Below are 18,631 nucleotides of genomic sequence, written 5' to 3' on the forward strand. Positions count from 1 at the left end.
ACTCCGTCGAATGGCTTTTCATAGTTAAATTAAAGTTTAGATCGTAAGTAAGCATTGATAAATTGATCAATGTCACCATCCATAACATTTTGCACGTTTCCTGTTTCAGCACTTGTACGGTGGTCTTTTACCATTGAATATGGGTGGAATACGTATGAACGAATTTGACTACCCCAGCCAATTTCTTTTTGCTCTCCACGAATTTCATCTAATTCCGCTTGTTGTTCCTCAATTTTCAATTGATACAACTTCGCTTTTAACATACCCATTGCTTTTTCACGGTTTTTAATTTGCGAACGTTCAGCCTGACATTGAACAACTGTACCTGTTGGTGTGTGGGTAATACGAACAGCGGAGTCAGTTGTATTAATATGCTGACCACCTGCACCAGTCGCACGGTACGTATCAATTTTCAAATCTTCTGTACGGATATCAATTTCAATTTCATCGTTAAATTCTGGCATCACGTCACATGATACGAATGAAGTATGACGGCGACCTGATGAATCGAAAGGTGAAATACGTACAAGACGGTGAACACCTTTTTCAGCTTTTAAATAGCCATATGCATTATGTCCTTTAATAGCTAATGTAACTGACTTAATGCCGGCCTCATCGCCAGGTAAATAATCCATTGTTTCTACTTTAAAGCCACGTTTTTCAGCCCAGCGCGTATACATACGCAATAACATTGAACCCCAATCTTGCGACTCGGTACCACCAGCGCCCGGGTGAAGTTCCAAGATTGCGTTGTTTTTATCATAAGGTTCACTTAACAATAACTGTAGTTCGAATTCTTTTAAACGTGCTACGAATTCTTTTAACTCAACCGTTAAATCATCTTGTAATTCTTCATCAGGTTCTTCACGTAATAATTCTAGTGTCATTTCTAAGTTTTCTTGTGTATCTTCTAATTCTTTATATTCATTCACAACTTCTTTTAAGCCTTTTGACTCATTAATAATATTTTGTGCTTGTTGTTGATTGTTCCAGAATTCTGGTTCAAGCATTAATTCGTCAAATTCTTGTATTCGTGCCTCTTTGTTTTCTAAGTCAAAGAGACCCCCTGAAGTCCGCTAATTTCTTAGCTGAATTGTCTAACTCGTTACGCACGTCTGCTAATTCAAACATTTTTTGTATTCCTCCAAATTTGGTTTGATTATTTCACAATAATCTTTGCCTAAATGATTACCCCTTAGGACGGCATAAAACATGAGAGGATAAAATCCCCCCATGTTTTGTTAGTTGCCACCTATTCATTTAATCATATAATAAGGCTTTATTATACTGCACCGTGGCAGTTTTTATATTTTTTACCGCTTCCACATGGACATAAATCATTACGACCAATGTTGGCATCTTTGCTGCGGACTGGTTTTTTCTTCACTTTTTCGCCGTCTTCTTTTGGGTTAACAGCTTGGCCTTTCGCCACTTCTTCACGTTCTAAATTGCTGCGAATTTCAGCTTTCATCGCATATTTTGCAACATCTACGCGGATTGCTTCAACCATAGCATCGAACATTTCGAAACCTTCTTGTTGGTATTCGCGAAGTGGATCAGTTTGACCGTATGCACGTAAGTGGATACCTTGTCGTAATTGATCCATAGCATCGATGTGATCGATCCATTTAGAGTCAATTGCTCGAAGTAAAATTACTTTCTCAAACTCACGCATACGCTCTGGTGAAAGCTCTGCCTCTTTTTCATCATAGTGTGCTTTAATTTCTTTACGAATTTCATCTAGGATATCATCAACTGATTTACCTTGTAAATCTTCAACAGTAATAACCCCTTCAGGTAATAAATTCGCAGAAACGAAGTCTTCGATTGCTTTTAAGTTCCAATCAGATTCCGAGTCTGAAGAAGTATATGCATTTACTGTGTTCACTAACACTTCATCAATCATCGTTTCAACTAAATCACGCATATTGTCCGTTTCAAGTACTTCGTAACGTTCTTTGTAGATAATTTCACGTTGTTGACGCATAACATCATCATATTGTAATAGACGCTTACGAGAGTCGAAGTTGTTACCTTCAACACGTTTTTGCGCTGATTCTACTGCACGAGATACCATACTAGATTGAATTGGTTGAGAATCATCCATGCCTAGTTTAGTCATCATATTCTTCATATTTTCAGAACCGAAACGACGCATTAATTCATCTTCAAGAGAAAGATAGAACTGAGTCACACCAGGGTCACCTTGACGACCAGCACGACCACGTAACTGATTATCGATACGACGAGATTCATGACGTTCAGTACCAATTACAGCTAAACCACCAATATCTAATACGCCATCAGCTAATTTAATATCTGTACCACGACCAGCCATGTTTGTTGCAATTGTAACTGAACCTTTTGAACCTGCTTCTGCAATAATTTCAGCTTCACGTTCATGGTTTTTCGCATTTAATACTTCATGTGGAATGCCACGTTTTGTTAACAAGTTCGATATCAATTCAGATGTTTCAATAGCAACAGTACCTACTAGAACTGGTTGCTGATTTTTATGGCGTTCAGCAATATCATCTGCAACAGCTTCAAACTTGCCTTTCATAGAAGCGTATATTAAATCAGGACGGTCATCACGAGCAATCGGTTTATTTGTTGGAATTGTCACAACTTGCATATTGTAAATGTTGCGAAATTCCTCTTCCTCTGTTTTCGCTGTACCTGTCATACCAGATAATTTTTCATACATACGGAAGTAGTTTTGGAACGTAATCGTTGCCATTGTCATGGATTCATTTTGAATCTCAAGACCTTCCTTCGCCTCGATCGCTTGGTGAAGACCATCGCTATAACGACGACCATCCATTAAACGACCAGTGAAAGAGTCAACGATAACAATTTCCCCATCTTGAACGACATAGTCAACATCAAGATGCATTGAAGCGTGTGCTTTTAGCGATTGGTTAATAGCATGGTTTAAACCGACATGTGTTAAATCAAAAAGGTTGTCGATATTGAATGCACTTTCAGCTTTTTCAATACCTTTCTCGGTTAATGTAACACCTTTTGTTTGTTCTTCATACGTATAATCTTCTTCTATTTTTAAAGTACGTACAAATGCATTTGATTGTTTATACAGTTGAGCTGATTTTCCAGCTTGTCCAGAAATGATCAAAGGCGTACGCGCTTCATCAATTAAGATAGAGTCAATTTCATCAATTACAGCATAGTAAAGTGGACGTTGCACGCGCTCTTCTTTATAAAGAACCATGTTGTCACGTAAGTAATCGAATCCTAACTCATTGTTTGTACTGTAAGTAATATCACAATTATATGCTTCGCGCTTTTCATCTTTAGATAAACTATTTAAGTTCAGACCTACAGTTAAGCCAAGGAATTCATATAGTCTACCCATTTCAGCAGCATCACGACTTGCAAGGTATTCGTTGACCGTAATTACATGAACACCTTTACCAGTGATCGCATTTAAATACACAGGTAAAGTAGAAGTTAACGTTTTACCTTCACCCGTTTTCATCTCGGCGATATTACCTTCATGAAGGGTTGCGCCCCCCATAAGCTGTACGCGGAATGGGAACATACCTAAAACACGGCGAGCTCCTTCACGAACAACGGCAAATGCCTCAGGACGAAGCGAATCTAAATCTTCACCATTTGCATAGCGTTCTTTAAATTCTTCTGTTTTCGCCTTCAATTCTTCATCAGATAATTTCTCTATTTGTCCAGCAAACGCTTCAACAGCATCTGCAACTTTTGATAAGTGTTTAATTTCACGTTTATTAAAATCGAAAACTTTATTTAATATGCCAAGCATTTATCTTCACATCCCATATAGTCTCAAAGTTCATTTTAACACTGATTTGATACTTAGTGCAAATGAACCCTAGTTATTTTACAATTGAATTTCTCCATATTTTTCATCTACAAATGTGAAAAGTCCTTCTTGCGTTATAGGTCTACTATAAAAATACCCTTGTACCTTGTCTACTTGCAGCATATTTAACATCTGCATTTGCTTCTCTGTTTCGACACCTTCCGCTACAACTTTCAGTCCTAAACTATGTGCCATTTCAATAATATAATGCACCATTGTTGCCTTTTTAGGATCCTCATCCATTTCTTGAATAAACGATCGATCTAGCTTTACTCGATCAATTGGCAAACGACGCAAATAATTTAGTGAAGAGTAGCCTGTCCCAAAATCATCTAAAGCAAGAGCAATTCCTAATTTTTTTAACGCTGAAAGTTTTTCAATTGTTTCCTCTAAACGATCGATGACAACAGATTCTGTAATTTCTAGTTCAATTAAAGAAGGATCAATATTGTATTTTTCAATCGCCATTTTTACTTGCTCTACAAAATTCCGTTCCCTTAGTTGTACCGAACTAACATTTAAACCGATTCGATGTAATCTAGGATAATGTTGTTTTAACGTTTTTGCCATCTTAATACCTTCATCAATGACCCAAGCACCAATCGAACGTATATGGCCAGAACTCTCTGCTAAAGGGATAAATTCATCAGGTGACACCATTCCCCATTCTGGATGATTCCAGCGAATTAAGGCCTCTGCACTCGCCATATACCCTAAGGAAACATTTAATTGCGGTTGATAAAATAACTCAAATTCATTATTTTCAAGCGCTGTCCGTAATCCAGCCTCTAGACGCATTTTCTTTTCAAAACTTTCTTGCATCTCACCTTTGAAAAATTCAACCTGGTTCCGCCCTTGTTTCTTCGCTTCATAAAGAGCAGTATCAGCCTTCACTAATAATCCTGCCCTTGTTATACTATCTGTCGGATATATTGCAACTCCTATAGAAGCAGTTGCATATACATCATGACCGTTCAAATTGAATGGTTCATTGAATAGCAATAGTATTTCGTTTAGATTTTGTCGACTAACTTCGCAATTCGCTTTAAGTAATAAAATAAATTCATCTCCACCGAAGCGACCTAGATAACTACTGTTACTTAGCCTCGTTTGCACTCGTTGCCCAACTTGAATTAATAACTCATCACCATAAGCATGGCCATGTGTATCATTTACATCTTTGAAATTATCAACATCTATAAAAGCGACAGTCATTTCTTCATTTTGCAAGCGACAATGACGAATTCCGACATCTATTCGACGCTCGATGGAAGAGCGATTTGGTAGTTTAGTTAGCATATCAAAGCTTGCTTGAAAATTCAAAATTTCCATCTGCTTATGTATTTGTTTCCCCATATGTTCAGCTGCATCTGCTATTCTTCCTACTTCATCACGACGTTGAATTTTGAGTTTTTTTGTATAATCTCCCTTTTCAATTTGCTTTAATTGGTCAACTACGGAATTAAAATCTTTCATTGAATAAGTCATCACGGCCTTAATGACAAAAAGTAAAATAAGAATAGCGACCAACCAAAAAAAAATAATTCTCTTTTGGAAATCTTTTAAAGGTGCTAAAACTTTCTCTTCGGGAACATAAACCCCCATCTTCCAATCACTATTACTCACTTTACGTAATTCGACATAATAATCACCTTTATCAATAGAAACTGGTGAGCTTATGTTCAATGGAATATGCTCTTTTTTAAATAATGGCCACATTTGATTTTCATCGAATAATACATGTCCATCTGAAGAGAAGAGAACAATATTTTGACCCGTAATCCCACCTGATTTAGCGGTAGGTAAAAGATTATTTAAAGCCATATCAATGCCTATATAGCCTAACCTCTTATCATTTGTGGAAAATGGATAAATGACGCTGATTGTACTCGTTTTCGTATGTTCATCTTGATAGGGTTTTGTATAAAAAACTCCTTCTTTTTTTGTATCTAGTGTAAACCAAGGACGTTTTTTTATACCAATCATATCCTCTGCCAACAATCCTGAATTCCCTATCATAAATTCTCCATAAGCATCAGTAATCCATATATGATCAATATAACTACTCTTACTTTTAGCATCATCTAATAATTTCTGTACAGAATTATTTAAGTTATGAAATTGCACATTGTTATGTGTATGTGCTTTTTGTATGTACGTTTCTACTTCTTTTTTTTCACCAATACGCTCGGCAATCAATCTTTTCTGAAATAACTCATTTGAAAATTGCTTCTCGATACTTTGAATTTCAAGTGAAAGTTCTTTTTCCAATTGTTGTAATTGTATTTTCTTTGTATTCGAATATGTGTAAGTTGCAGTAAGTATAAAAAAAGAAAGTACGACGATTAACATAGGAACCAAAACTTTCCAAGTAAAACTTATTTCATTTAACCAAAACTTTTTAACCACTAACACACCTCACCTAATAATACATTAGAACTAATCTATACCTATTTTATTACATGGAAAAAATATTGCAATACAAATATTAAATTGGAATATTAAGTAATTTTTAATGAATACAGTTTTACGAAATTCGCTTTTTTTGCATAAAAAAACACCCCTCATTTAAAATGAGGGATGTAAATATTTACTGGTTAGTTAGTTTCAATTAAGCCGTATTTGCCATCGCTACGTTTATAGACTATGTTCGTACCATCTGTTTCTGCATCTGTAAAGATGAAGAAATCATGACCAAGTAGGTTCATTTGAAGAACAGCTTCCTCATGATCCATTGGTTTTAATGAGAATTGTTTAGTACGTACAATTGTTAATTCGTCCTCTTCTTCAGCTACAGCCGCTGCAGTCGGTGATTGTTGAACAGTAGCAAAGTAATAGCCTACACCTTCACGCTCACGGAATTTTCGGTTCACTTTTGTTTTGTGCTTACGAATTTGTCGCTCAAGTTTGTTTATAATTAAATCAATCCCTGCATACAAATCTGCATTGCGCTCTTCAGCACGTAATGTTAGGTTTTTCATAGGAATAGTTACTTCAACTTTAGTTTGCTTATCATTGTAAAGCTTCAAGTTAACGTTAGCTGTTGCTTCGAAATCTTCGTTGAAATAACGCTCCATTTTCTGAATCTTGTTTTCAACGTATTCTCGAATTGCTGGAGTCACCTCAATGTTTTCACCACGAATGTTAAATGTTAGCATGTAAACTCCTCCTTTATTTCAACCATGTCTTACTAATTCTACATTTCCCTAAAAACTCCTTCTTAAACCGTAAAAAAATTTTAAAAAATTTAGGAATTCTGAAGAATTTTGTCGAAATATTGAACACTCAATTATCAGAAGACGTTTTATTATTAATTACTTCAGTGCGTCGTCTCGCTTTGAGTTCTGAAATAATCATCTCTTCAACCGCTTCATCTTCTTCTAAATCAATGCCATATACATACGAGCCATTACCTGATTTTTTCCATTTCACTTCACCTATTGTACGTATAGGCTTCGAAAAAAGAACAAACATTAACTCCATTCGAATTAAATAATTCTCCGCAGGCAAATTTAAAGGTGTCGACAACCTCAAGCCACTCGGGCTCATATCTAAAATCAAACAGTCAACTTTACTCGATAATTTACCCTGTTCTTTGCCATCCATACACAAACGAAATTCCGCTTTCACAGGTTCTTGAAGAATATGGCGAAACGACTCCAAGCGATTATATTTCATCAGAACTCACCTTCTCTTTTTATGTAATTTCATTATAATCAAACTGTTTATATTGGTAAATAGATAGGTATAAGTGATTAGAAAACCCTCCTCAATGGGTGAGGAGGGTTGAAGTTAATTTTTCCGGTCATAATACATGCCATCCATCGTACGGACAGATGCATATGGATTTGTGTACTTTTGCTCCGATGCTTTAGTTGTTTGGAGTTGTTGCATATCAGCTTTAATTAAATTTTTCACTTTTAATAGACGTTCTTTAATGCCTTTATCTAATTCAATAAGGTTCTTTAATAGAGGATGATTATTCAATGCATTAGGATCACTTGCCTGTATATCATCAATGATGGCTCCACGAGCATCCAATAGGGTATCTATATTCTCGATAAAAGCATCCCGGTCTTTATCAGCTGGTAAATTAGTTAAGTGTGAATAAAGCTGTTCAGAGGCAATTAGCAATTGTTGGACTTTCCCCATCAAATCTGATTCCCTGTGAATTGTTGTTGACGATTTAAGCGTATAACTTCTTTCCATGTATCACGGAATTCTACAACATAGCCCTCTACTTCATCAATGATTGCTACATCATTTTGTATATTCGCCTCAACTAAACGACGATTCATATATTCATATAAATTTAGCATTTGTTTAGAAATTTCAATATCCATGTTCAACGTTGACATTAATTCAGAGATAATTGCTTGCGCTTTTAATAGATTCGTATTCTTCGCTTCTACATCTTTCGACCCAATAGCAAGTTTACCTTTATGTAAAAACTTAATACATCCATTATAAAGCATTAACGTAAGCTCACCAGGGGATGCCGTCGTCACACTATTTTGTTTATAGGCTTGATGCGCTGATTGTGCTGCCAAAATCATACAACTCCTTCAAAATGTTTACTACTATTATACCAGTTATTGTCCGCCAAATTGCGCGAAAATTGACGATTGTGAGTTGGCTTTGTTAATTGCTGTCTCCATTGCAGTGAATTGCTTCCAATATCTTGCTTCAACGTCCTTTAAACGATCTGTTAAAGTAGTGATTCGCTTATTCGTATCGATTAAATTTTTACCGATAGCAAATTGGTTATCAGTCATTGTTGCACGGCCAGCTTTTTTCTCGATATTTTTTGTGAAGTCAGACATTGAGTCACGTAATCGTTGTACAATACCACGCGTGTCGCCTTCAGAATCTGTTTTACTACCATTTTGAGTTAACGTTTTAACTACACGATCTGGATCTTCTTCTAGAGCTTTACGTAACTTAGTTTCATCAATAACAAGTTTACCACCATCATTAAAATTACTTGATGTCGTAATCCCCATTTTAAACATAGTATCGATGACGTTATTTCCTAGTCCTAGACCTTTCACTTGGCTATACAGTGCATTACGCATATCACCTAAACCATTACGTAAAATTGAATCACCACGTAAAAGTCCGCTCATTGCTTTTTCATCCCAAAGCTTTTGCTCGCTTTCAGTCATATCTTTACGTTGTTCAGCAGTTAACGGGGTGTAGTCACGGTATTTTGTTTCTTTTAGATGATCATTTAAATCGGTGATTAATTCGTTATATTTAGTGACGAATTCTTTTACTTTGTCTACCATAGAATCTAAGTCTTTATCAGCTGATATGGAAACTGTTGAACCAGAAAAATTTTGGTTCAATGTAACTGTATATCCAGATTGTGTAAATGTATTTGAAGTACTTTCCATTTCCATTCCATTTACTGTATAAAATGCGTTAACGACAGGTTTATCGCTATTAATATTTCCTGTATTACCACTTAAAAAACCTAATTTATTAAAGACACCGGAATTATCTTCATCAACTCTGATAGACACACCCGCTTTATGACCTGTCGAATTTGCTGTTATCGACATTTTCCCATCATTAGATACTATAGCCGTTAATCCTGCTCCATTGAGACGTTTCATAAAAGATTCCAAAGTGTCTGTTTCTTTATAATTTATAGTAGCTGGGGCAAGTTCACCTGTTGAATTAATAACTGATAATTTTATAGTTCCGTCTGTTAGCCCCAATTCACCAAGAGTGGTTTTATTAGTAGTAGTATTATTATTATTTACATTAGAATAAAGCGTTTTAGATGTACCTAACTTTGATCCGGCTGATGTATCATCAAAGCCTAATTTACCTAGTTCTACTGAATTATCAGGATTACCTTGTACTTCAATAGATTCACCTGATTCTTTAGCAGTTATAGATAATTTACCGTTTGTTATAGATGCATTAAAACCTTTAGAATTTAAGTCATCTATAAAACTCTTTAGTGTAGTATTTTTATCAAAACTGATGGATTGAATATTATCTGCTTCCCCATCTTTTTTGATAGCTAAATTTAAAGTAGAATTTGAATTGATTCCTAATTCTCCAAAAGTTGTTTCATTTGTTGCTATACTTTTTTCTGTTGGAGGAGCAGTAATGACAACTTTGTTCGCTGCTGTTGCTAATGTAGCCTTATCAATATTTAATGTACCACTAGCACCAGAACCTGCTGTTACAGATACTGCTGTACTATTCGACACATTCACTTTATTTTTCACAAAATTACTAGATAACGAGAAATTATCAAATAAATAATCACTAAATGTTTTTAGTTTTGTATTTACTGAACGATATGCGTCACGTTGCCATTCATATGTTGTTTTCTTTTGATTTAATTTATTTAGGGGCATACGTTCTGCCGTCATTAACTTTTCTACTAATGCATCGATGTCCATTCCTGAAGCTAATCCACCTACACGGTTTACCATTTATATTACCTCCCAGTAATCTTGCTTTTTAGATTGTTTCATCTACTACCATGCCTAAATACTTTTGCATTGTGTAATAAGCATCTAACAGCTTTTTTGGTGGAATTTCACGTACCACTTCATCTGTTTCGGTGTCTACTACTTGCACAAAATAACGATTTAGTCCATCATGCAGGACAAACTTGGAGTTTTTGCTATGAAACTCCATAAATTCATTTAGAGCATTTACCGCTCTTTCTAACGTTTCTTTAGCTGGTTGTTCTTCATGTTGTGAATTTTGCTGTACTTTAATCATTTTATCCATGTCATTTACTTCAACAATGGATGACTTGACTTGTGTTCCAGCAGTAGTTGTAACACTCTCATTAGGTGCTTGTGACGATATTCGCATTTAACTCAATCCTCCTACGTTCACAATATTTATTACTGTTATTATCGGAGTCAACTAAGAATCTTTCAGCAAATCTAAAAAATTCGTAAGATTTTGCCGATATTACATTTGGTAACAAATATTTCACATGGAGGTGAATAGATTGAGAATACAAAATAAGGCATGGACGACCTTTGCAAATAACCGTGTTCAAAAGAATCAATCTGCAATCACGAAAACACTTGAGAAGTTATCCGGTGGAGATAAAATTGTTCGAGCCTCATTAAATGCTTCTGGTCTCAGTATCTCAGAAACGATGCGCTCACAGATTAAGGGCCTTTCACGAGCTCAACAAAATATGCAAGATGGACTATCTGTTTTAGAAGTTACAGATTCTGGATTACAGAGTGTAAATGTGGCATTGCATCGTGGACGGGAGTTAGCAGTACAAGCTGCAAATGACACCCTAACAGATGATGATCGTAATGCGGCTCAAAAAGAATTAGACCAATTAATGGAATCTATCAATGATACAGCAGATAATTTAGAATTCAACACAAAACGAATTCTAGGTGAAATCCGTCCATTATTTATCCAAGTCGGTTCAAATGCTGACCAAAAGTTGGCTATTGATACTGTTGATGTAAGTACTAAAGCGTTAGGTCTCGAAAATGCTAACTTACAGACTCGAGAAAATGCAGATGATTTAATTAGTAAAATCGATAAAGCCATTGAACATATTTCAAAAGACTTGGCTAATGTAGGTTCTGATTATAATGCATTGACATCCCATCATGAAAATATAGGGCGTGCTGAAGAAAGTTTACAAAAATCCGAATCATTAATCCGGGATCCAGATATGGCTCTTGAAATGATGGATTTAGTTAAACAAAACATCGTTCAAAAAGGCGATGAATTACTTATTCAAAATACAAATCGTAATGTACAATCAATCCTCGGGCTATTTAAATAAATGGTGAAAAAAAGAGCTACCAAAAAAGTCGTTTCCATCGACTTTTTAAGTAGCTCTTTTCAATGAAGTTGAAGTCACAAGTAGTGTGATTTGATAATTATCAACTAAAAAACAAGTGGCTGACACAACATATTGCTTGAAAATACAATTACAGAAATAAACAGGAAAAATCCATTTAAAACAATCACTTAGCTATTTACTCTTAACCAATTATGTATATCAATAAATTCCCCTATTATTTAATATTATCCATAAAGAAATTCTACATTTTTTTTAGATTTTCACAAATTATAAAGTCCATCATATTATCAATATCATATGAATGTTCCTTACTCATCAAATAGCCTACTGTATCATCAGCTAAAAAAGATTTTGACTCTTGAATTACTTTTGTTTTACCTATATAAATAGCACCATTTAATGAGTATGTTAAAGGTAAATCTTGACGCCTTACAGCGATTGGTTCATCCGCAAATAAAGGTTGTAAAACTTTTTCTTCGCTCATTTTATACATCCAATAAGGAGATTCAGATGTTTCTACTACACTAACACAATAGTTACTATCGTTTTTAAGCAATTTTTCAATGGCATTATCAATATCTTCTACAGTTCTCATCGGAGAAGTTGGTTGTAGCAAGATAATATAATCATAGCCTGGGCATTGAGCAATGGCATGTAATACAGGCTCCATACCCGATGTCGTATCATTTGCTAATTCAGATGGCCTTACAAAGGGAACTTCACAGCCATATTCTTCTGCTACTTGAATAATCTCTTGATCTTCTGAAGACAAAATGAGTCTCGTTATATACTTCGATTTTTTTGCTTCTTCAATTGTCCATGCAATGAGTGGTTTCCCTGCTAATTCTTTGATATTTTTACGAGGGATACCTTTAGATCCCCCTCTCGCAGGAATCACCGCTAAAAAGGTTGGCTTCATTTTACTTCCTCCTTATAATCAGAGTTAGCTTGCTCAAAATCTGCCATTCGTCCAATATCTAACCAATATTCTCTCACAGGAAATGCTGATACATTATTTTGTTCATCCATTAATTTTTTAAACAAATCTGGCATATCATAAAATTCATCTTGTGGAATATAATCAAACACTTCTGGACTTAATACATAAATTCCTGCATTCACAAAGCTTCTATGCATTGGCTTCTCTTTAATTGAAACTAACTGCTGCCCTTCCGTTTCAATAACACCATAAGGTATTTGATATTCATATTCACGTACGCACATCGTCGCAGCCGCTTCTGTTTCTTCGTGGAATTGCAAAAGCTGTTCAAAATTTACTTGAGTTAACAAATCACCATTCATAACAAAAATAGGGCTTGAAGGTTTTTCCTTCAATAAAGATAAAGCCCCTGCCGTTCCCATTCTTTTATCTTCTTCTATGTAAGAAATGGACACCCCAAAAGCTGAACCATCCTGAAAATAATCTTGAATGACTTCTTTTTTATAATTTACAGATAGTATAAAATTAGTGAAGCCATATTGCTTAAAACCTTCTATAATCGTTTCTAAAATTGGCTTATTTCCTACATTTAGCATTGGCTTCGGAATATTCTCTGTTAATGGACGTAAACGTGTACCAAGGCCACCTGCCATTAAAATAACCGTATTTCCATTATCTTTGGTAGCTGGGTCCTCATCGGCAAAAATGATATCAATAATTCTATTATCCATATCTATAATTGGTAACTGCTTTAATTTATGTTTTTTTAGTAGGTTTAAACAATCACTATATGTATTATTAATGCATGCACTTACAGGAGAAGAATTCATTACCTGTTTAATTGGAACATCTAATCCTTCTCCTCTTAAAATACCCCTACGAATGTCTCCATCAGTTACAGTACCTAGTAAATTCAATGTTTCATCTACCACTGCTGCAAATTGCATAGAAGAGTCATCGATGATTTTCATTGTTTCTAAAAGTGTTGTATTTTCATTAACTAAGATACTTCGCCAATTTTTCAACTATTCCACTTCCTTTGCAGGTACCCCAAAAGCTTTTTTGTTTGTACCTATATTTGAAATAACAACAGCTCCTGCACCAATAAGAGTATTCTTACCAATTTCAACAGCTTGAATAATAGAACTACCAGTACCAATATGAGACCCATCACCAATAATAACACTGCCTGATAGAGTCGTACCTGGTGCGATATGAACATGGGATCCTATTACACAATCATGTTCAATAATTGCTCCAGTATTAATAATCGTATTCTTACCAATTTGAGCATATGGCTGTATAATCGCTCCAGCCATCACTTGTGTGCCCTCAGCTAATATAGCTGTTTTTGAAATAATAGCCTTATCATGGATGCATGTTGCAAATGTATACCCTATTTTATTCATTTTTTCAAAAAGAGTTTCACGGAAATTTGAAATACGCACAGTTCCTATTCCTAAGACAAGTTCTATTTCTTCGGGATTATAGTTTGTAATTACTACATCATTCCCAAGATACTTTAAGCCATAACTATTTACTTCTTCTTTCGGTGCAGTAAAACCGAGTATATTTCGTTGCTGTAATAATAAGATTTCTGTTAAAACAGAAGCATGTCCACCATTTCCTATTATTATTATCGACTTATTCATCGATTTGTTCATCCTCTTTATAAAATTTAGTAGACTTTTTCCCTAAAATAGACCAATACTTTGATGGAGATATGCCATTTCCAGGTCTTTTAACAGCGATATTAGATATTTTTAATATTTCTCCTTGTTTGATATCAGTACTTGCCACAAGACTTTTTCTAGCAGCTACTCTGTTTTTCATCTCCATTGCTGTTGGTTCTTTTAATCCTGTTCCTAAAGCACTTTCAATCTGACGGATACCTTCAATCATAGCGCTTAATTCCAATGGCTCTAATGAAGCTACATGATCTGGTCCTGGTAAATTTCGGTCCATTGTAAAGTGCTTCTCTATGATAGTTGCCCCCATGCTAGTTGCAGCAATTGGAACTAAGATCCCTTGAGAGTGATCGGAAAATCCAATTGGCAAATTTAGCTCTACTGCTAACTGATTCATTGCTTTTAGATTGATTGTTTCAAATGGTGCTGGATATTCTGTTGTACAATGTAGAACCGTCACAAATTTTTGTAAAATCTCTTTAGCCTCATTTGTTTTATAATAAGAATGAACGTTCTCAATAGAAACTTCCTCATATGGCTTTGCTAAGCCATATGCGACAAAGGATAAGGCTTCATGTATTTCTGCAATTGTAGCCATACCTGTTGAAATAATCATTTTCTTTTTCTTTGTTGCAATATAATGAATAAAAGGTGAATTAGTCAGCTCACCAGATGGTATTTTAATAGTCTGCATTTGTAAATCGTCAACTAAAAAATCCACGCTATCATGGTCAAATGGCGTAGATAAAAATTCGATTTCTATTTCATCACAATAGTTTTTCAGCGCTGTGAATTCTTCATATGATAATTCCAGTGATTTTAACATTTCATATTGAGACGTAGCCTCACCAAGATTTTCAACTTGATAATCTGCTTGCATAGCCTCTTTTGTCACTAAGTTCTCTGCATGAAATGTTTGAAACTTTACTGCATCAGCTCCGGCTTTCTTCGCCGTATAGACTAGCTTTTTTGCCAGGGAAAAGGAGCCATTATGATTAACTCCTGCTTCAGCAATGATATACGTTGATTGGCTCATAAATCATAAAACTCCTTTTGTATAGCAAATGTTGCAATTTGCTTTAATTTACTCATAATCTTTTCTACAACATGTCCATCACCAAAAATTTGATCATAAGGACCATCATAATCTAAAGCATTCTCTATAGTTTTTTTAATTGAGAGTATTTCTAACCTACAATCAAAAACTGAACTCGGCTTTTCACGTCCTGCTTGTCGTTCCCCGCAATTAACAGTTGGTGTTCTTAAATAAGGTACCTCAATTAATCCACTTGAAGAATTGCCTATAACTACAGCTGCATGCTTCACTGCGCTTAAATATCTCAATTGCCCTAAAGAATTAAATAAATAGGCATTGTTATGTTTTGATGTATAATCTTCAAGCACTTCGTTAATTTGTCTTCCACCATTATCCGCATTTGCCTTCGTAAATAACAAATTCATATGTGGATAATTCTCTAAAGCTTCCAATAAAGCATGAACACCATCTGTTTGAAGATTTGTCTCAGGATGATAGGTGACTAAGAATATTGGCTTATCAATGTCTAGGTTTAGATTTCTGTATAACTCTTCCTTCGACATTAAAGACATAGTTAAAATATTTTGAATACCAATAGCACCAACATTCCAAACACGTTCAGGATTTTCTCCTAATTGAATGACCCTTTTACGATGTGATTCCGTACTAGTAAAATGCCATGTTGCCATTTTCGTTATAGCATGACGAATAGCATCATCATATGCACCAAAAGTACATTCTCCACCATGAATATGCCCAATTGGTATTTGCATAACAAGTGCAGACTGTGCTGCCGCTAACATTTCAAAGCGGTCCCCTAAAATCAAAAGTAAATCTGGCTTTAATCTCTCGAATGCATCAGAAAAGCTAATTGTTGCTAATCCCATTGATTTTGCAACTCCTGTTGCTGTATCAGATGACAACAACATCTCTACCTTTTCATTTATGACAAAGCCATCAGATTCAATTTGCTTGTATGTTAAACCGAATTCGGAGGATAAGTGCATACCAGTCACTACAAGCTGTAGCTCGAACTCAGTAGATTGTTGTATAGAGTGCATTAAATTAGAGAGCAATCCATATTCAGCACGCGTCCCCGTAATAACACATATTTTTCGTTTCAACATTTATCCCTCTTTTATCGGTGTGCTTGGAATGTTAATAATTTTCTTATTCAATCGTTCAACAGTTGATAAATCAGCTCTAGGACATTCTATAAATGGTTTTAAATAGTGCATTGGTGTCCAAATAGGTCTGCTCATTACACCATTATCATTTAAGAAAGCTAACACTTCATCTCGCTCTAAAGTATCATCTAAAATCAATGTTTGTAGCCAATAGTTACTTGATGTATTTTCTATCTCTTTAAAGAGTTTTACACCCTCTAATGGTTCAACTAGTTTTTCATAAAAAGCTGTTAATTCACGTTTTTGTTCGATAAAATGTGACACCTGTTCTAGTTGTGCACATCCTAACGCAGCATTAATATTTGGCAAGCGATAATTATAGCCAATTTCATCATGATTATATTCCCAGATATGCGAAACTTTTGCAGTTGTCGTAATATGTTTTGCATAGTTTGCAAGGTCTTCATCATCGGTTAAAATGGCACCACCACCGCCGGTTGTGATGATTTTATTACCATTAAAGCTAATCGCACTTACTTTGCCAAAGCCACCTGTATGTTTACCTTTATAGTAAGATCCTAATGATTCTGCTGCATCTTCTACTAATACTAAATGATACTTTTCGCAAACCAATTGTAACTTTTCTAAATCAACAGGATGTCCAAATGTGTGCATCGGTACAACGGCACGAATAATTCGGCCTGTTTCTTTATTGATTAATTGATTATTTTTTAATTCACCAATATCTAAGATATGTGCTTCTAACTTTTGAGGATCAAGACCAAGTGTATTTTCTGACACATCCACAAAATGCGGTACAGCTCCAAGGTACGAAATAGCGTTAGCTGTAGCAACAAATGTTAAAGCTGGCATAAATACTTCTTCATTTGGATGAACACCCGCAACCTTTAGCGCAATATGTAATGCAGCTGTACCATTCATAACGGCAACTGCACGACCTACACCTGTAAAGCGTGCTAATTCCTCTTCAAATCGTGTCACATATGAACCAACGGACGATACCCACCCAGTTTGAACACAGTCTGTAACATACTCTAACTCTTTGCCATTGAATGTGGGTTCATGCAGTGGCACAAAATCCTTCTTATAATGCTCTTTAATCTGTTTTGTGAACTCTAACCATAGAGTGTTCATATATTATATACATCTGCCTTATATTGAGATAAATTCTTCGGATTTGTGAACCATTCAATTGTTTCTTCTAAACCACGTCGGAAACCATCTTTACCACCATATTGAGGTTGCCATCCGATTAGTTCTTTAGCCTTTTTATTTTCAGCCCATAAACGATTGACTTCACTTTTCTCTGGTCTTAAGCGTTGTTCATCTGTTTCGATAGTTAAATTCACACCCATAATATCTGCAATCATTTCAGCTGTTTCACCTATAGAAACTTCATAATTAGATCCAACATTGATGACTTCGCCTAATGATTTTTCAGAATTCATAACTGAAATAAACCCACTAACAGTATCCTGCACATAATTGAAATCACGTGTTGGACTAATCGCACCTAACTTAATTGTTGTTTGTCCATTTGCTAGTTGGCTAATGATTGTCGGTATTACTGCACGTGCTGATTGACGAGGACCATATGTATTAAACGGACGGATCACTGAAACTGGTGTATCAAATGAACGATAGAATGATAACGCCATTTGGTCTGCACCAATTTTAGAAGCAGAGTATGGAGACTGACCTTGTAATGGGTGGTTCTCGTCTATTGGTACATATTGAGCTGTGCCGTACACTTCACTTGTAGAAGTATGTACAACCTTATCCACACCTAGCTCACGAGCAGCTTGTACAATATTAAGCGTCCCATTTACATTTGTATCAATATATGTAGCTGGTGAATGGTAAGAGTAAGGAATGGCAATAAGTGAGGCTAAATGTAGTACATGCGTACAACCCTTCATCGCTTCTTTTACTCCAAATGGATCTCTAATATCTCCAGAGAAAATATCCAATGATTCTTTTATTTCTTTGGTAGATTGATCCAACCATCCCCATGAATTAAATGAATTATAAAAAACAAATGCTCTTACATCGTGTCCTTGTCTTACAAGTTCTTCTGTTAAGTGGGAGCCGATGAAACCATCTGCGCCGGTTACTAGGATTTTTTTAGTCATCTCAATTACACCTTT

At 35.3% G+C, this 18,631-nt stretch carries 17 protein-coding genes; 1 reads left to right on the forward strand and 16 read right to left on the reverse strand.

From position 1 onward, the window contains the following. Positions 1-29: 29 nt before the first annotated feature. The 9 genes from prfB to BK137_RS15875 form a co-directional block, all read right to left on the reverse strand. A protein-coding gene (prfB, locus tag BK137_RS15835; RefSeq protein WP_143691067.1) for a peptide chain release factor 2 occupies positions 30-1,131 on the reverse strand; the annotation gives its coding sequence in 2 pieces (ribosomal slippage) (positions 30-1,055 and positions 1,057-1,131; 1,101 coding nt in all). A 151-nt stretch (positions 1,132-1,282) separates the two neighbouring features. Then, positions 1,283-3,793, reverse strand: coding sequence for a preprotein translocase subunit SecA (gene secA / locus BK137_RS15840; RefSeq protein WP_038179692.1), 2,511 nt, complete (start codon positions 3,791-3,793; stop codon positions 1,283-1,285). A gap of 78 nt (positions 3,794-3,871) precedes the next feature. Then, positions 3,872-6,262, reverse strand: a complete 2,391-nt coding sequence (locus tag BK137_RS15845) for a bifunctional diguanylate cyclase/phosphodiesterase (RefSeq protein ID WP_051448561.1) — start codon at positions 6,260-6,262, stop codon at positions 3,872-3,874. Between the two features lie 188 nt (positions 6,263-6,450). Continuing rightward, entirely contained in the window at positions 6,451-7,011 is a 561-nt protein-coding gene (gene hpf, locus BK137_RS15850; protein ID WP_038179694.1) for a ribosome hibernation-promoting factor, HPF/YfiA family, read from the reverse strand. A gap of 127 nt (positions 7,012-7,138) precedes the next feature. Continuing rightward, positions 7,139-7,531, reverse strand: a complete 393-nt coding sequence (locus BK137_RS15855) for a PilZ domain-containing protein (RefSeq protein WP_038179696.1) — start codon at positions 7,529-7,531, stop codon at positions 7,139-7,141. Positions 7,532-7,645: 114 nt separating this feature from the next. Next, on the reverse strand, positions 7,646-8,005 hold the full coding sequence (fliT, locus tag BK137_RS15860; RefSeq protein ID WP_038179698.1) for a flagellar protein FliT: 360 nt from the start codon (positions 8,003-8,005) through the stop codon (positions 7,646-7,648). Continuing rightward, positions 8,005-8,409: a flagellar export chaperone FliS gene (fliS, locus tag BK137_RS15865; RefSeq protein WP_038179700.1), complete on the reverse strand. Its 405-nt coding sequence runs from the start codon at positions 8,407-8,409 to the stop codon at positions 8,005-8,007. The genes fliT and fliS overlap by 1 nt, the downstream gene beginning before the upstream one ends. A 36-nt stretch (positions 8,410-8,445) precedes the next feature. Then, the gene (fliD, locus tag BK137_RS15870; protein WP_051448562.1) at positions 8,446-10,308 is read right to left on the reverse strand and encodes a flagellar filament capping protein FliD; all 1,863 of its coding nucleotides are present in this window, start codon (positions 10,306-10,308) and stop codon (positions 8,446-8,448) included. Between the two features lie 28 nt (positions 10,309-10,336). Then, entirely contained in the window at positions 10,337-10,699 is a 363-nt protein-coding gene (locus BK137_RS15875; protein WP_038179702.1) for a flagellar protein FlaG, read from the reverse strand. A gap of 133 nt (positions 10,700-10,832) precedes the next feature. Between BK137_RS15875 and BK137_RS15880 the strand changes: the two genes are divergently transcribed. Next, positions 10,833-11,651 carry a flagellin gene (locus tag BK137_RS15880; RefSeq protein ID WP_327192105.1) on the forward strand — a complete coding sequence of 273 codons (819 nt, stop codon included), beginning with the start codon at positions 10,833-10,835 and terminating at the stop codon, positions 11,649-11,651. A 262-nt stretch (positions 11,652-11,913) separates the two neighbouring features. On the opposite strand, the gene BK137_RS15885 is transcribed toward BK137_RS15880, so the two are convergent. Genes BK137_RS15885 through BK137_RS15915 form a run of 7 tightly spaced genes read right to left on the reverse strand, consistent with a single transcriptional unit; the run spans position 11,914 to position 18,616 of the window. Continuing rightward, on the reverse strand, positions 11,914-12,591 hold the full coding sequence (locus tag BK137_RS15885; RefSeq protein WP_038179708.1) for an acylneuraminate cytidylyltransferase family protein: 678 nt from the start codon (positions 12,589-12,591) through the stop codon (positions 11,914-11,916). Then, on the reverse strand, positions 12,588-13,637 hold the full coding sequence (locus BK137_RS15890; protein ID WP_038179710.1) for a nucleotidyltransferase family protein: 1,050 nt from the start codon (positions 13,635-13,637) through the stop codon (positions 12,588-12,590). The genes BK137_RS15885 and BK137_RS15890 overlap by 4 nt, the downstream gene beginning before the upstream one ends. Further along, a complete protein-coding gene (locus tag BK137_RS15895; protein ID WP_038179712.1) occupies positions 13,638-14,264 on the reverse strand; it encodes an acetyltransferase in 627 nt (208 codons plus the stop codon). It lies immediately after the preceding gene. After that, positions 14,257-15,336, reverse strand: a complete 1,080-nt coding sequence (neuB, locus tag BK137_RS15900) for an N-acetylneuraminate synthase (protein ID WP_038179714.1) — start codon at positions 15,334-15,336, stop codon at positions 14,257-14,259. Before neuB ends, BK137_RS15895 begins: the two co-directional genes overlap by 8 nt. Further along, positions 15,333-16,463, reverse strand: a complete 1,131-nt coding sequence (neuC, locus tag BK137_RS15905) for a UDP-N-acetylglucosamine 2-epimerase (protein ID WP_179078281.1) — start codon at positions 16,461-16,463, stop codon at positions 15,333-15,335. The genes neuB and neuC overlap by 4 nt, the downstream gene beginning before the upstream one ends. Further along, a complete protein-coding gene (locus tag BK137_RS15910) occupies positions 16,464-17,618 on the reverse strand; it encodes a LegC family aminotransferase (protein WP_038179716.1) in 1,155 nt (384 codons plus the stop codon). Further along, entirely contained in the window at positions 17,615-18,616 is a 1,002-nt protein-coding gene (locus tag BK137_RS15915; protein WP_038179718.1) for an NAD-dependent 4,6-dehydratase LegB, read from the reverse strand. Before BK137_RS15915 ends, BK137_RS15910 begins: the two co-directional genes overlap by 4 nt. Positions 18,617-18,631: the final 15 nt, after the last annotated feature.

The organism is Viridibacillus arenosi, assembly GCF_001955655.1.
Lineage (GTDB): Bacteria > Bacillota > Bacilli > Bacillales_A > Planococcaceae > Viridibacillus > Viridibacillus arenosi.